We start from the raw sequence: 14,369 nt of genomic DNA on the forward strand, positions 1-14,369 counted from the left end.
GGTCAAACCAGAGATTTACACCACAGTGTTAAGCCGATCACTTTGATCTGCCTGGGCTAGCCCAGCACCATCGTACTCAACCGGCAGGTACAGCACCGCCGCCCCTGCTCGTCGAAAACCACAATCTCCCAGCTCTGGCTCGAACGCCCAAGATGCAGCGGCTGACACACGCCACGAACCGTGCCGTGGGATACCGCCCGATGATGCGTGGCGTTCAGCTCCGTTCCCACCACGCTCTGCCCGTCGCGGGTCATCAGAAATCCGGCCATTGAGCCGAGCGTTTCCGCCAGCGCCGCCGAGGCCCCGCCGTGGAGCAGGCCAAACGGCTGATGGGTACGCGCATCCACCGGCATCTCCGCTTCCAGCGTGTCGTCCCCGAGGCGGGTATAGACGATGCCCAGGTTCGCCACCAGGGTATTCACGCTGGTGGCGTTCAGTTCCTCAAGCGATAAATGACGTTTCCAGATCATTTACGCCCCCAGCGTGGAGCCGCCGTCCACCACGATATCCTGCAGGGTGATATGGCTGGCGGCATCGGAGGCAAGGAACAACACCGTGCTGGAGATCTCCTGTGGACGGGCAATTTTGCCCAGCGGAATACCGAGCTTAAACTGCTCGCCGAAGCCGCGAATGCGCTGCTGCTCCGCATCGTCGCTTTTCCACAGGGTGCGTTGCATATCGGTGTCCGTTGAGCCCGGCGACACCAGATTGCAGCGCACGCCGCTGCCTGCCAGCTCCAGCCCGACGGTCAGGGCCAGGCTTTTCAGCGCCGCTTTCGATGCGCCATAGGCGCTCATGCCGATGCGCGGCGTGTGCGCCGCATCGGACGCCACGGTAACAATCGCTCCGCCCTGCTGACGGCGAAACTGCCCCATGGTCTGCTGGAACAGATTGAATGCGCCGCCAACGTTGACCGCAAAGGTGTCCTGCCAGTCCTTCAGCGAGAGCTGGTCCGTCGCCCCCATGCGCAGAATGCCCGCCGCGTTGACCAGCACGTCCAGCCGTTCGAGCGAAGCCAGTACGCGCCCGCACACCTCATGCACCTGCGCGGCATCCGCCACGTCCAGCGTTTCGGTGGCAAACGGATAGTGATCCTGCGGGAACGCCAAATCGAACCCGGTCACCAGCGCGCCGGCTTCGGCAAACGCTATTGCGGTCGCGTAGCCAATCCCCTTCCCCGCGCCCGTCACCCAGACGGTTTTACCGGTGAAATCCCATCCCATCACTTCACCTCGCGGGAAAGCAGCGCCCACCAGGCGTCGAGGGTCGGATTTTTCGCCAGCATCACGAAGTCGATATCGCCGTGTACTTTGCGCCAGCGGGCGGCCAGCGCCATCATGCGTACCGAGTCCAGGCCGTAGTCGATCAGGTTTTCGTCATCCATCGGCTCGTCGGACTCATCCAGCAGCGGCAGAATAAGCTCGCGCAGTGCGGCCTTCGAGGCCGGAACGGACGGCAGCAGTTCGTCGGTCATCACCACGCGACCCGAGCGTCCGGCTACATAGTTCAGCGACATCAGGTGCTCATCACGGGTGAAATCCGCCAGCGCGTCGGCAATGAAGAACGGCTTAATGTCGCGCATAAAGGCGTCGGTGGCGGTGGTCATGCAGCCGATGTGGGCGTAGACGCCGGTAATCAGCAGCTGGTTGCGGCCCGTCTCTTTCAGCATCTGCTCCAGCGGCGAGCGGTGGAACGCGCTGTAGCGCCACTTCACCAGCACCGTGTCCGCTTCGTCCGGCGCCAGCTCGGCGACGATGCGCTGCTGCTCCGGCGAACGGGTCAGGCCCGGGCCCCACATGTCGTTCAGCAGGGCGCGATCGTCATCGCTCTGCTCTTTTGGCTGCGCGGTGTAGTACACCGGGATATTGTGTTCTTTGCACCAGGCGCGCAGTCTGGCGATGTTCGCCACCACCTGCTGCATCATCTCGCTGTTTTCGCCCCAGAAGTTCAGGAAATACTCCTGCATATCGTGGATCAGCAGCGCCGCGCGCTCGGGCTCAAACGCCCAGTTCACCTTGCTAGTTGGCAACTCTGCGGCGGTCGGCAGCGCGTAAGCGGTTAATTTTGGAATGGCCATACTCTGTTCCTCAGCCCCGGGCGCGTTCAGCAAGCCACAGGCGCAACTGTTTCTTATCGACTTTGCCGACCGGCGTCAGCGGGAGCGCATCCACGCTCTCTACGCGGTCCGGCAGCTTGAATCCGGCGACGCCCTGCTCGCGCAGAAAGCGACGCACCTCGACCGCGCGCAGGGGCTGTTTCACCACCAGATACGCGCAGCTCTTCTCACCCAGCAGGCTATCCTCCATGCTCACCAGCGCGGCGTGGATCACCGACTCATGGCGCAGCAGCAGGTTCTCGATCTCTTCGGCAGCAATCTTCTCGCCGCCGCGGTTGATCTGATCTTTCTCGCGCCCCTGCACGGTGATGTAGCCCTGCTCGTCAATGGCGATCAGATCCCCGGAGCAATAAAAGCCGTCGGCGTCGAAGGCGCTGGCGTTGTGTTCCGGGCTGTTGAAATAGCCGCGGAAGGTGTACGGGCCGCGCGTCATCAGGCGCCCGACTTCCCCGCGCGGCAGCGGGTTGCCGTGCTCGTCCGCCACCCACACTTCGTCGTCCGGGCACATCGGTCGGCCCTGGGTGTTGATGATGCGTTCCGGCGCGTCGTCGAGCGCGGTGTAGTTCACCAGCCCTTCTGCCATGCCGAACACTTGCTGCAGCTGGCAGCCGATTTCTGCCGGAATGCGCGCCGCAAGCGTGGCGGAAAGGCGTGCGCCGCCCACCTGCAGCAGCTTCAGGGAGTTAAGCTGCGCGTTCCCCGCACCGTCGGCAATCGCCTGCAGCCAGAGGCTGACCGCCGGCGGGACCAGCGAGGTGACGTTAATCTGATGCTGTTCGATCAGCGGGAAGCAGAGCGTGGCGCTCGGATCGTTCGCCAGCACCACGCAGCCGCCCGCGGTAAAGACGCCCAGTGAGCCCGGCGAGCTCATGGCGTAGTTGTGCGCCGCGGGCAGCGCGTTCAGATACCGGGTATGCGCAGTGATACCGCAGATCTCGTTGCTGCGGCGAATGCTGTAGTCGTAGTCGTTGTGCGTCCGCGGGATCAGCTTCGGCGTGCCGGTACTGCCGCCGGAGAGCTGGAAGAATGCCACTTCGTCGGCGGGCGTCGGGTTAGGGATAAAATTGTCCACCGGACGCGCAATCGCCGTGTCCAGGGCATATTCACCCTTATCGCCGCGCAGGAGCACGACGCGCACCGAGCGATGTTCATCCACAAAGGCATGAAGAAAATCATCGCCCGCAAACAGCGCATGGTCGCGATCGGCGATCAGCACGGCGGGGTTGATCTGCGCCGCGTAGGCGTTCAGCTCGCTGCGCTGGTGGCTAAAGAGCGCGTTGACCGGCGCGACGCCAATTTGCAGCAACGCGAAGAAGGTCATGTAGAACTCGGCCACGTTGCCAAGCTGCACCAGCGCCGTCTCGCCACGCTGCAGCCCACGCGCCTGAAGGGCTGAGGCCAGGTTGTTCACGGCCTGATTCAGCGCGCGGTAGGTAATGTGGCGATCGCCATCGATAATCGCCACCGCATCGCTGTCCGCCCGATCCGTCAGGATGTGGGTCAACGGCAGATCCTGCCAGTAGCCTTTTTCACGGTAGCGGCGGGCAAATGCCTCAGGCCAGCGGGTAAAGGGAATGGTCATGAGTCTTCCTTAGTGCAAACCAAACACGTTGAGCATGGTAGAGAGCTTCACGCCCGTCTCGCGCCACTCGCCCACCGGGGAGGAGGCAGGCACAATGCCCGCACCGGCAAACAGGCGAACGGTATTTTCACGAAGACGTGCGCAGCGGATGGTCACCACCCACTCGCCGTTGCCTTCGCTGTCGCACCAGCCAACGATGCCGCCAAACAGCTCGCGGTCGAACGGCTCCAGCTCGGCAATCAGCTCTTTCGCCGCCTGATGCGGGAAGCCGCTCAGCGCCGGTGTCGGGTGCAACAGGCAGGCCAGGGTCAGGGCGTTCTCGTTTTCACGCGCCTCGCCTTCCACCGGCGTCGCCAGATGCCACAGCGTCGGCGTGGTAATCAACTGAGGAGAATCAGGCATGCTGAGATGGTGGCTGCGCGGTGCCAGAATGGTCTTCATCGCCTGGGTGACCAGGTCGTGCTCGTGACGGTCCTTTTCGGAGGCCAGCAGCTTGTTGCCCGCTTCGCGATCCAGCACGTCGTCCGGCTGACGGCGCGCGGAGCCTGCCAGCGGCAGCGAGCTAAAGTGCGCCCCCTCTTTGCGCAGCAGCAGTTCCGGGCTGGCGCCCAGCAGCACGCCGCCGTCTTCCAGCGGCACGTGGAAGTTGAAGCTCGCCGGGTTCTGGGCGATCAGGCGCTCCATCAGGGCGCCGCTGTCCATGCGTTTGTCGGTCGCGATATCAATCAGGCGCGACAGCACCACCTTGTTCACCTGCGGCGTGGCGGTCAGCGACGCGGCGCGAGCGACCATCTCTTCGAAGACGGGCTGCGGCGGGATCTCGGTGCGTTGTGCCACCTTCAGCGCCTGCGCGCCGGAAAAATAACGTGCGGACTGCTGACGTGCGGGACGGGAAAAGGTTTCCCAGCGTTGCGGAATAAACAGCGACGAGGGCTTGCGGGTGTCGAACGGGATCGCCCCCACCATCACCGGGTGAGCAATACCGCTGGCTTTTGCCGTGCGGAAGGCCTGGGCTAATTTTTGCTGGAAGCGACCCGCCGGATCGTCACCGCCGACGGCGGGTTCACTGAAGCGGGCAAAGCAGCCGGACGTGGTAAAGCTGCGGTAAGGCGACATAAAGAAAAAACGGTCTGATTCCAGCGTGGTTGCGGCGTGCTGAACTTCCTCAGCCAGGGACGTATCCATATCATCCTCCTCAAAATGATAAAAGAAGCAATAATGATTATCATTTATATTTTCGTCGGCTAACCTAATCCCACATCGCTTCGCTGTCAACCGTCGGGCAAATAACTTGTGCGACAAAAGCTTGCATCCCAGTGCGGCAACCATGAAAATGAGAAGCATTATCTTCAACAAAAACAGGATCCCGCGCTGTGAAATTCCCTGCCGTTTTCCGTAATCCCCTGCTTTTATTATCACTTTTTGTTTTAGGACTTACCTCAGCCGCTGCCGCCGACTGGCCGCGTCAGGTGACTGACAGCCGCGGGGTACATACCCTTGAGCACAAACCGACGCGCATTGTCTCCACCAGCGTGACCTTAACCGGCTCCCTGCTGGCCATTGACGCACCGGTCGTCGCCAGCGGCGCGACCACGCCAAACAACCGCGTGGCGGATGGACAGGGTTTCCTGCGCCAGTGGGGCGATATCGCGAAGCAGCGCAAGGTAGCGCGGCTGTACATTGGCGAGCCGAGCGCCGAAGCGGTAGCCGCGCAAATGCCGGACCTGATTTTGATCAGCGCTACCGGCGGGGATTCCGCACTGGCGCTGTACGATCAGCTTTCCGCCATTGCGCCGACGCTTATCATCAACTACGACGACAAGAGCTGGCAGGCGCTGCTGACCCAGTTGGGCACGATCACCGGACACGAAAAGCAGGCCGCCGGGCGCATAGCCGCGTTTGATACACAGCTCGCGCAGGTGAAACAGCAAATGACGCTGCCGCCGCAGCCGGTGAACGCCATCGTCTACACCGCCGCCGCGCATTCCGCCAACCTGTGGACCGCCGAATCGGCGCAGGGCAAGCTGCTGCACCAGCTGGGCTTTACGCTGGCGGACCTGCCAGCCGGGTTGCAGACCTCAACAAGCCAGGGCAAGCGCCACGACATTGTCCAACTGGGCGGTGAAAACCTGGCGACGGGACTGAACGGCGAAGGGCTGTTTGTGTTTGCCGGTGACGAGAAAGACGTGGCGGCGATTTACGCTAACCCGCTGCTGGCGCACCTGCCGTCGGTGAAAAACAAGCGCGTGTGGGCGTTAGGAACTGAGACGTTCCGCCTGGATTATTACAGCGCGATGTTGGTGTTGCAGCGTTTAGAGGCAATTTTCGGGTAATGCCTGCGCCCGGTGGCGCTTCGCTTACCGGGCCTACGGGTGCAAAATGTAGGCCGGGTAAGGCGCAGCCGCCACCCGGCAAATCACACAGGGGCACTCTCCTGCCTGAACCGCCGCAATTCCGCTAATACCATCAACAAAATCCCGCCAACTATCGCAAGTACAAACCCGCTGCTGCTCGCCGACGCCACCGGGCTCATTATCGCCCCCAGCCCGCCGAGGATCGCCGCGCCGATGGCATCGCCCGTGACGTTCTGCGCGGTCCACAGGCCGTTGATGCGCCCGAGCATCCCTTCCGGCGTCTGGGTCTGGATCAGGGTGTACTGCAAGAGCGAGCTGATGGCGCTCAGCCAGCCAAAGATCACCAGACACATCACCCCGAGCGCCCAGACCGGCATCAGGCTAAAGAAGCCAATGGCGATAAACGAGGCCAGCGTGGCAAGCAGAATAATCAACCCCGGTCGCGCGCTCTGCGCCAGGTTACCGCTGGTCAGCGCCCCGCAGGCCGCGCCGAGCGGAATCGCGGCGTACAGCATGCCAATCTCCGAGGCGCTCATCCGCCACTCTCCCGCTAACGCCGGATACAGCACGCGCACGGCGCTCGCCATGGTCAGCAGGCCACCAAGCAGCGCAATGCCGCCAATCAGCGGGTTACTGAACAGAAAACGAATAGCGGCCATCAGTGATGTCAGCGGATGCTCGCGCGGCTGCGGCGGGGGTGGCAGCAGCGGCAGGCGCAGCAGCGTCAGGGTGGTGATAAACGTCCCCGCCGCCGCCAGGCCGTAGTTCCACGCCACGTTGCCGGTCGCCAGCAGCAGGCCGCCGACCATCGGCGAAATCACCGAGCCGAGGCGCACGGTGAGCATGGTGATCGCCCCCGCCTGCATCAGATTTTCTCGCCCGACCAGCGCGGGCGTCGCCGCCAGCAGCGCCGTCACGCCTAAGGAGGCAAAGAAACCGTCCCACAGCCCGAGGGCATATATGACCATCAGCGACGGCTCCGGCAGCATAGCGTTCAGACACAGCCCGATAAAGCCCACGCCGCAGGTGCCGCGCGCCAGCAGGATCAGCTTTTTACGCTCGTAGCGGTCCGCCAGCACGCCGCCGACCATCAGGCCGATGAACATCGCCCCGCCGGTTAACGTCACCGATAACCCCACCAGCCAGCTGGAGTGCGTCATAGTCTGGATCTGGACCGGCACGGCCACGCCGAGCAGGCCGAGGGATAAAATGGAGATAAAACGAGCGATAAAGACGGCGCGATACGCCGGGTGCGTTTTGAGCAGGCTGAGGTTGAGCAGCCAGGATTTTTGATTCATGACAAAGCCTTGAGTGTAATTCTACCCATTCCATGGGCGCACATGCTAACATAGCCAAATAAGATAGATAACGATAATCACTATCATTATCAAATCATGGATGTTGCTATGTCGTTTTCCTCTTCTTCGGTGCGCGCCATTGCCGTGCCCGTTTTATTGCTGCTATTAAGCCTGGCGATTGCACTCAGCCTGCTGGTCGGCGCGAAGCCGCTGCCCGCCTCCGTTATCGTTGATGCGCTCTCCGGCACTTGTCAGAGCGCCGACTGCGTCATCGTGCTCGAGGCCCGCCTGCCCCGCACCCTTGCCGGACTACTGGCCGGTGGCGCGCTCGGCCTTGCCGGTGCGTTGATGCAAACCCTTACCCGTAACCCGCTGGCGGACCCCGGCATTCTCGGCGTGAACTCCGGTGCCAGCTTTGCCATCGTACTCGGCGCGGCGCTGTTCGGGTTGACGTCGCCCTCTGAACAGCTGGTGATGGCCTTTTGCGGCGCGCTGGCCGCCTCGCTGGTGGTGGCGTTTACCGGCAGCCAGGGCGGCGGACAGCTGAGCCCGGTACGCCTGACGCTGGCGGGCGTGGCGCTTGCCGCGGTGCTGGAAGGCTTGTCCAACGGCATCGCCCTGCTCAACCCGGACGTTTACGACCAGCTGCGCTTTTGGCAGGCCGGCTCGCTGGATATCCGCACCCTTGAAACCCTGAAAGTGGTGGCAATCCCGGTGATGATTGCCGCCGCCGTAGCGCTGTCGTTAAGCCGGGCGCTGAACAGCCTGAGCCTCGGCAGCGACACCGCCACCGCCCTCGGCAACCGCGTGGCGCGCACGCAGCTGACGGGCCTGCTGGCCATCACCGTACTGTGCGGCAGCGCGACCGCCGTGGTTGGCCCGATTGCCTTTATCGGCCTGATGATGCCCCATATGGCGCGCTGGCTGGTGGGAGCGGATCACCGCTGGTCCCTGCCGGTCACGCTGCTGGCCACACCTGCCCTGCTGCTGTTTGCCGACGTGCTGGGCCGCCTGCTGGTGCCGGGCGAGCTGCGCGTCTCGGTGGTCAGCGCCTTTATCGGTGCGCCGATGCTGATCTTCCTGGTACGACGTAGACGCGGAGGTGGCGCATGATTGCCCCGTCCCGGCGTTTAGTCGCCTGCGTCTCCCTGCTGGTTATCGCCATTCTGCTGCTGGCAACGTGGAGCCTCAGAAGCGGCGCGGTGACGCTCGATTTCACCCAGGTGTTTAACGCCCTCACCGGCAGCGCGCCGCGCAATATCACCCTGGTTGTCACCGAATGGCGACTGCCGCGCGTGGCGATGGCCATTCTGGTGGGCGCGGCGCTCGGCGTCAGCGGTGCGATTTTCCAGTCGCTGATGCGCAACCCACTCGGCAGCCCGGACGTGATGGGCCTCAATACCGGGGCCTGGAGCGGCGTGCTGGTGGCGATGGTGCTGTTCGGGCAGCACCTGACGGCCATCACCTTTACGGCGATGGCGGGCGGCATTCTGACGTCGCTGGTTATCTGGCTGTTGGCCTGGCGCAACGGCATCGACACCTTCCGGCTGATCATTATCGGTATCGGCGTACGTGCGATGCTGATGGCCTTTAACACATGGCTGCTGCTGCAGGCCTCGCTGGAAACGGCGCTTTCCGCCGGGCTGTGGTACGCGGGCTCCCTCAACGGCCTGACGTGGGGCAAAACCTGGCCCGCGGCACCGCTGATTGTGCTGATGTTTATCGGCGCGCTGCTGCTGGTACGGCGCATGCGGCTGCTGGAGATGGGCGACGACAGCGCCTGCGCGCTGGGCGTGGGCGTTGAGCGCTCGCGCCTGATGCTGATGCTGGTCGCCGTACTGCTGACCGCCGCCTCCACCGCCATCGCCGGGCCGATATCGTTTATCGCCCTTGTCGCGCCGCATATCGCACGACGTCTAAGCGGGACGGCGCGCTGGGGATTAACTCAGGCGGCGCTGTGCGGCGCGCTGCTGCTGCTGGCCGCCGATCTTTGCGCCCAGCGGCTGTTTATGCCTTACCAGCTTCCAGTGGGCGTGGTGACCGTCAGCCTCGGCGGCATTTACCTTATCGTCTTGCTCGTTCAGGAGTCTCGCAAGAAATGACAGATTCAACCACCCGCTTGCGCGGCGAAAATCTCACCCTCGGTTACGGCAAAAAAATTATTGCCCGTGATTTATCCGTCGCCATTCCGGACGGCCACTTCACGGCGATTATCGGCCCGAACGGCTGCGGAAAATCGACCCTGCTGCGCACCCTGAGCCGCCTGATGACGCCGGTGGAGGGCAGTGTCTTCCTCGACGGGGAGCAGATCCAGCGCTTCGCCAGCAAAGAGGTGGCCAGGCGCATCGGGCTGCTGGCGCAAAACGCCACCACGCCGGGGGACATCACGGTGCAGGAGCTGGTCTCGCGCGGGCGCTATCCGCACCAGCCGCTGTTTACCCGCTGGCGCAAGGAAGATGACGAGGCGGTGAACCGCGCGATGCGGGCGACAGGCATTACCGATCTCGCTCAGCAAAGCGTGGATACCCTTTCCGGCGGACAGCGTCAGCGCGCGTGGATCGCGATGGTGCTGGCGCAGGAGACCTCCATCATGCTGCTGGACGAGCCGACGACCTGGCTGGATATCAGCCACCAGATCGACCTGCTGGAGCTGCTGAGCGAGCTGAACCGCACGCAGGGGTACACCCTTGCGGCGGTGCTGCACGATTTAAACCAGGCGTGCCGCTTCGCCACGCACCTGATTGCCTTGCGAGACGGGGAGATTGTGGCCCAGGGTGCGCCGAAAGAGATTGTCACGTCGGAGCTGATCGCACGGATCTACGGTATGCGCTGCATGATAATCGACGATCCGGTGGCGGGCACGCCGCTGGTGGTGCCGTTAGGTCGACGGTAATTGCCGGGTGGCGGCTACGCCTTACCCGGCCTACACCCGGCGCTTTTGACGTTACCCCAAAATATTCTTCAACACCGGCCCTATCTTCTCAAACGCCTGCGGTGAAATGATATCCACGTGGGCGCAATCCTGGCTGTACACCTCAAGCTCCGACACCCACGGCGCCCAGGCCGCCTGCGGATCCATGGTTCGCGTGCGCTCGGCGACAAACAGCGTCGCTTTGCCGTCAAAGCGCGCGCTGTGCGCCGTGGTGAGCAGCCGCACCGCGTCGGCGTAGTTGCCTTCAATCGCGTTAAACAGCTCGCTGGAGCCCTGCCCCTGCTGGGCGGCGATAAACGCCTGACGTTCCCGCTCGATCTCTGCCAGCACCGCCGGGTCGAGGCCGTTAGCCTCTTTTTCCGCCCAGTTCTGGGTTTCCGGCGGCCAGGTATCCAGCAGGCCGAGGAATGAAACCACTTCACCCTGCTCGCGCAGGCGGGCCGCAATCCCCTGCGCCAGCGTGCCGCCGAGGGAATAACCGAACAGGTAATACGGCCCCTGCGGCTGCTGCTTACGTAACGTAAACAGGTGGCGCTCAATCACCCCATCCAGATCCGCACACTGCTGCATCGGCCCGTCCGGGCGCGGCGACTGAATGCCGACGATAGACAAGCGCGGGCTGAGGTAGCGCGCCAGCACGCTAAACTGCCAGGCGAAGCCGGATGCCGGATGGAAGCAGAACAGCGTCGGGCCGTCGCCCTCACGCAGCGGCAGAAGCGTTTCATACCCCAGGCGCTGCGCCTGCTCGTCGCTCATCTGCGAGTCCAGCAGGGCGCTAAGCTTGCTGACCGTCGAGGCGACCATAATCTGCCCCGGCGTGACCTTGCGGTTGAACGCACGGCTGAGCTGCGCCGCCAGACGCATAGCCAGCAGCGAGTGGCCGCCGAGGGCAAAGAAATCCGCCTTAATGTCGTTGATCTCGCAGCCCAGCAGCGCGGCAAACGACTGCGCGACGGCGATTTCGGTTTCGCTTTCCGGGACCCGTCCGGACGTTTTACCGGTCAGTTCCGGCAGCGGCAGCGCCTTGCGATCCAGCTTGCCGTTGGCGCTCAGCGGCAGCGCGCTGATTTGCAGCAGCACCACCGGCACCATATGCGGCGGCAGCTGGGTTTTGAGCGATTCCAGCAGCGCGTCGCGGTCCAGCGGTAAGCCGGATTCAGAAACCACGTACCCCACCAGCTGGCGGGCATCGCCGCCCGTTGCCGCCGCCTGGTTGAAGACGCAGGCGTGCGCTACGGCCTGGGCCACGTCCGGCAGCGACATCATCGCCCGGTCGATTTCACCCAGCTCGATGCGCTGGCCGCGAATTTTAAGCTGGTCGTCGCTGCGGCCCAGATATTCCACCGCGCCGTTATCCAGCCAGCGGGCAACGTCTCCGGTGCGGTACATCCGCTCGCCCGGCGCAAACGGGTCGGCGATAAAGCGGCTGGCGGTGAGATCCGGACGGCCAAGATACCCCTGCGCCAGCTGGATGCCGGTGAGGTAGAGATCGCCCGCCACGCCGAACGGCACCGGGCGCATCATCGCATCCAGAATGCGCAGCCCCGTGTTCCACACCGGGAAGCCGATCGGCACGCTGTTACCTTCCACCGCCGCCAGCTCAGGCCCAAACGCCGGATACCAGCTGACGTCCACCGCCGCTTCCGTCGGGCCATAAAGATTGTGCAGCGGCACGCGGGTCAGCTGTTCCCACTCGCGGCACAGCGCCGTCGGCAGCGCTTCGCCGCTGCAGAACACCTGCTTAAGCGCTTTGCAGCAGTCGACGTTTTCCGGCGACAGCGAGGCAACAAACGCCGCCAGCATCGACGGCACGAAGTGGGTAGTGGTCACGCCATAGTGGGCGAAGAAGCTTTGCATCGCCTGCGGATCGCGGTGCGCGTCCGGCTCGGCCATCACCAGCTTCGCCCCGGCGATAAACGGCCACCAGAACTCCCACACCGACACATCAAAGCTGCACGGCGTTTTCTGCGCCACCACATCGTCCGCGCCCAGCGGATAATGGTCCTGCATCCACTTCAGGCGGTTAACGATGGCAGTATGGCCGACCATGACCCCTTTTGGACGCCCGGTCGAGCCGGAGGTAAAGATGATGTACGCCGTCTGCTCCGGCTTCACCAGCCGCAGCGGCTCAGCACCCGCGGTCGGTAATAGTGTGTTGTAACTAAACATCTCGACGGAGAGATCGCTAAAGCGCGGAAGCTGTTCGTCAGTGGTAATAAGCAGGGACGGCTTCGCATCCTCCAGCATCATCCGCAGGCGATCGTCCGGGTAGCCGGTGTCAAGCGGCAGCCACGCGGCGCCCGCCTCCACAATGCCGTGCAAGGCTAACGTCAGGAATACCGAGCGCGGCAGGGCCACCGCCACGCTGTCGCCCGGCTTCACGCCGCGCGCGCGCAGCAGGTTTGCCAGCGCGATGACCTGCTCGCGCATCTGGCGATAGTTCAGCTCAACGTTCGCATCCGCCAGCGCCGGGGCGTCCGGCGTTTTGCTCGCCTGTTCCGCCACCAGATCCACGAGCGTAGTGGACGGCAGCGCCAGTCCGGTATCGTTGATGCGCGCGAGCTTTGCGTATTCCTGTTCTGAAACGGTTTCCACCTCGCCGCAGCGCAGGTCCGGGTTGGCCGCAAATTGCCTCAGCATCGCGTTCAGGCGCGCGACGTGACGCGTCAGCGTCGCCTCGTCGTAGCGCTGTTTATTGGCGAGGATCTCCATGCTCAGCCCGCCCTGCTCGTCCGGGAACAGCGCCAGTTCCAGATCGTTCACCGGGCCGGTCGCCAGCGTGTGGGTGATGGCCTCCACGCCGTCGATATCCAGCTGGTAGTCGAACACTTTCACGTTCAGCACCGGGCCAAACAGCGCTTCATCGCCCGCCGCTTTCCCACTGTCGCGCACGATCTGCTCGGCGTCGTAGCGCTGGTGGCGGCGCATTTTTTTCAGCTGGTTCGCCAGGCGCAGCGCCAGCGAGGGCAGGCTCTCCTGCGGATCGATATTGACCGCCAGCGGCAGGACGTTAAGCACCGGTCCGGTCGCGGTCAGGGCTGCGGACCCCATCCTTCGCATAAAGATAAACCCGGCGGCGTAGTCCAGCCGTCCGGTGAGGCGCCCCAGCCACAGCGCCACCAGCGCAAGCGCCAGGTCGGTGCGCTGTACCTTTTCTGCCGCCTGCGCAAGCTGGCTAAAAGCACGACCGTCGGCGACGATTTTCAGGCGCAGGATATCCGTTGTCGCGGCACGACCCGGCAGCGGCGCGGAGGAGAGCGAGACCGGAGAAGGCAGCTGTTTGCGCTGCTCGGCCCAGAACGCGCCGTCGCGCGGGTACGCCTCGCTGTCGCGATAGCGCTGGTACTCGTCCACCACCTCTGCAAATGGGGTAAACGGGGATTCAGGCGTGGGGTCGCCCTTTTTCCACGCGGCATAAATTACGGCGATCTGGCGGGTAATGGCCGGGAAACTGAAGCCATCCACTACCAGATGATGATAGCGCTGATACCAGTACCAGTGGTTTTCACCGACCTGAATCAGCTGGTGAAACGCCAGCGGCTGACCGCTGGCGACGCGCAGGTTCTGGTTAAGATCGGATTCCATCAGCGCCACGGCGGCAGCGTGGGAATCAACGCGAACAACGGACGGTTCCGGCAGAATGAAGGTCTCATCCACCCACTGCCACACCTCACCGTTTTCTTCTGCAAAACGCATGCGCAGGGTATCGGCCTGCAGCATGCCTTCCGCAATGGCTTTAACCAGCAGTGGCGCATCGATATCGCCTTTCAGCTCGGTGTAGTGCGCCACGCTCCAGGCGTTTGGCAGCGTGGACAGCTGTTCCGCCATCCAGATCCCCGGCTGGGCGGCGACGAGAGGAAGACGGTTCATGCGTTCTCCCCCACAAAGTAAGACGGCTCAAGCGTTTGCCAGTGCCCGGCAAGCCACTGCTGGCACGCCTCCTGCGACTGTGCTTCGCACACCACGCACCACCCTGCCGGCAGTTCGCACTGCTGAGGCCACAGGCTGTACTGCCCCTGGTCGTTTTGCAAAATGGCGAACTGTCCCTGCGGATTATCGAAAGGATTGCTGAATTCCATACAGACTC

At 63.4% G+C, this 14,369-nt stretch carries 12 protein-coding genes; 4 read left to right on the top strand and 8 right to left on the bottom strand.

The annotated features are described in order from the left end of the window. Positions 1 to 56: 56 nt before the first annotated feature. The 5 genes from entH to entC are packed head-to-tail and all read right to left on the bottom strand — an operon-like array spanning position 57 to position 4,883. Positions 57 to 470, bottom strand: coding sequence for a proofreading thioesterase EntH (entH, locus tag ACMWJS_RS21405; RefSeq protein WP_048226051.1), 414 nt, complete (start codon positions 468 to 470; stop codon positions 57 to 59). Beyond that, positions 471 to 1,223, bottom strand: a complete 753-nt coding sequence (gene entA, locus ACMWJS_RS21410; protein ID WP_414747542.1) for a 2,3-dihydro-2,3-dihydroxybenzoate dehydrogenase EntA — start codon at positions 1,221 to 1,223, stop codon at positions 471 to 473. After that, positions 1,223 to 2,077: an isochorismatase gene (locus ACMWJS_RS21415; RefSeq protein WP_045909619.1), complete on the bottom strand. Its 855-nt coding sequence runs from the start codon at positions 2,075 to 2,077 to the stop codon at positions 1,223 to 1,225. Before ACMWJS_RS21415 ends, entA begins: the two co-directional genes overlap by 1 nt. A 10-nt stretch (positions 2,078 to 2,087) precedes the next feature. Further along, positions 2,088 to 3,698, bottom strand: a complete 1,611-nt coding sequence (gene entE, locus ACMWJS_RS21420; RefSeq protein ID WP_414747543.1) for a (2,3-dihydroxybenzoyl)adenylate synthase EntE — start codon at positions 3,696 to 3,698, stop codon at positions 2,088 to 2,090. A 9-nt stretch (positions 3,699 to 3,707) separates the two neighbouring features. Then, positions 3,708 to 4,883 (bottom strand): isochorismate synthase EntC, encoded by a 1,176-nt coding sequence (entC, locus tag ACMWJS_RS21425; protein WP_414747544.1) that lies wholly within the window; start codon positions 4,881 to 4,883, stop codon positions 3,708 to 3,710. Between the two features lie 188 nt (positions 4,884 to 5,071). On the opposite strand from entC, the gene fepB reads away from it, so the two are divergent. Beyond that, a complete protein-coding gene (gene fepB, locus ACMWJS_RS21430) occupies positions 5,072 to 6,031 on the top strand; it encodes a Fe2+-enterobactin ABC transporter substrate-binding protein (protein ID WP_414747545.1) in 960 nt (319 codons plus the stop codon). Positions 6,032 to 6,114: 83 nt separating this feature from the next. On the opposite strand, the gene entS is transcribed toward fepB, so the two are convergent. Next, the gene (gene entS, locus ACMWJS_RS21435; protein ID WP_414747546.1) at positions 6,115 to 7,350 is read right to left on the bottom strand and encodes an enterobactin transporter EntS; all 1,236 of its coding nucleotides are present in this window, start codon (positions 7,348 to 7,350) and stop codon (positions 6,115 to 6,117) included. A gap of 108 nt (positions 7,351 to 7,458) precedes the next feature. Here entS and fepD point away from each other — a divergent pair, with 108 nt between their 5' ends. Genes fepD through fepC form a run of 3 tightly spaced genes read left to right on the top strand, consistent with a single transcriptional unit; the run spans position 7,459 to position 10,243 of the window. Next, the gene (gene fepD / locus ACMWJS_RS21440) at positions 7,459 to 8,463 is read left to right on the top strand and encodes a Fe(3+)-siderophore ABC transporter permease (protein WP_414747547.1); all 1,005 of its coding nucleotides are present in this window, start codon (positions 7,459 to 7,461) and stop codon (positions 8,461 to 8,463) included. Continuing rightward, positions 8,463 to 9,452, top strand: a complete 990-nt coding sequence (gene fepG / locus ACMWJS_RS21445; protein ID WP_414747558.1) for an iron-enterobactin ABC transporter permease — start codon at positions 8,463 to 8,465, stop codon at positions 9,450 to 9,452. The genes fepD and fepG overlap by 1 nt, the downstream gene beginning before the upstream one ends. Further along, the gene (gene fepC, locus ACMWJS_RS21450) at positions 9,449 to 10,243 is read left to right on the top strand and encodes an iron-enterobactin ABC transporter ATP-binding protein (RefSeq protein WP_414747548.1); all 795 of its coding nucleotides are present in this window, start codon (positions 9,449 to 9,451) and stop codon (positions 10,241 to 10,243) included. Before fepG ends, fepC begins: the two co-directional genes overlap by 4 nt. 51 nt (positions 10,244 to 10,294) lie before the next feature. Here the strand turns inward: fepC and entF are convergent, their stop codons facing one another. Beyond that, complete coding sequence (entF, locus tag ACMWJS_RS21455) at positions 10,295 to 14,152, bottom strand: enterobactin non-ribosomal peptide synthetase EntF (protein WP_414747549.1); 3,858 nt, start codon at positions 14,150 to 14,152, stop codon at positions 10,295 to 10,297. Continuing rightward, the gene (locus ACMWJS_RS21460) at positions 14,149 to 14,361 is read right to left on the bottom strand and encodes an MbtH family protein (protein WP_229225450.1); all 213 of its coding nucleotides are present in this window, start codon (positions 14,359 to 14,361) and stop codon (positions 14,149 to 14,151) included. The genes entF and ACMWJS_RS21460 overlap by 4 nt, the downstream gene beginning before the upstream one ends. Positions 14,362 to 14,369: the final 8 nt, after the last annotated feature.

It is taken from the genome of Enterobacter sp. HK-058-C-ECC, from assembly GCF_047531125.1.
Lineage (GTDB): Bacteria > Pseudomonadota > Gammaproteobacteria > Enterobacterales > Enterobacteriaceae > Enterobacter > Enterobacter quasiroggenkampii.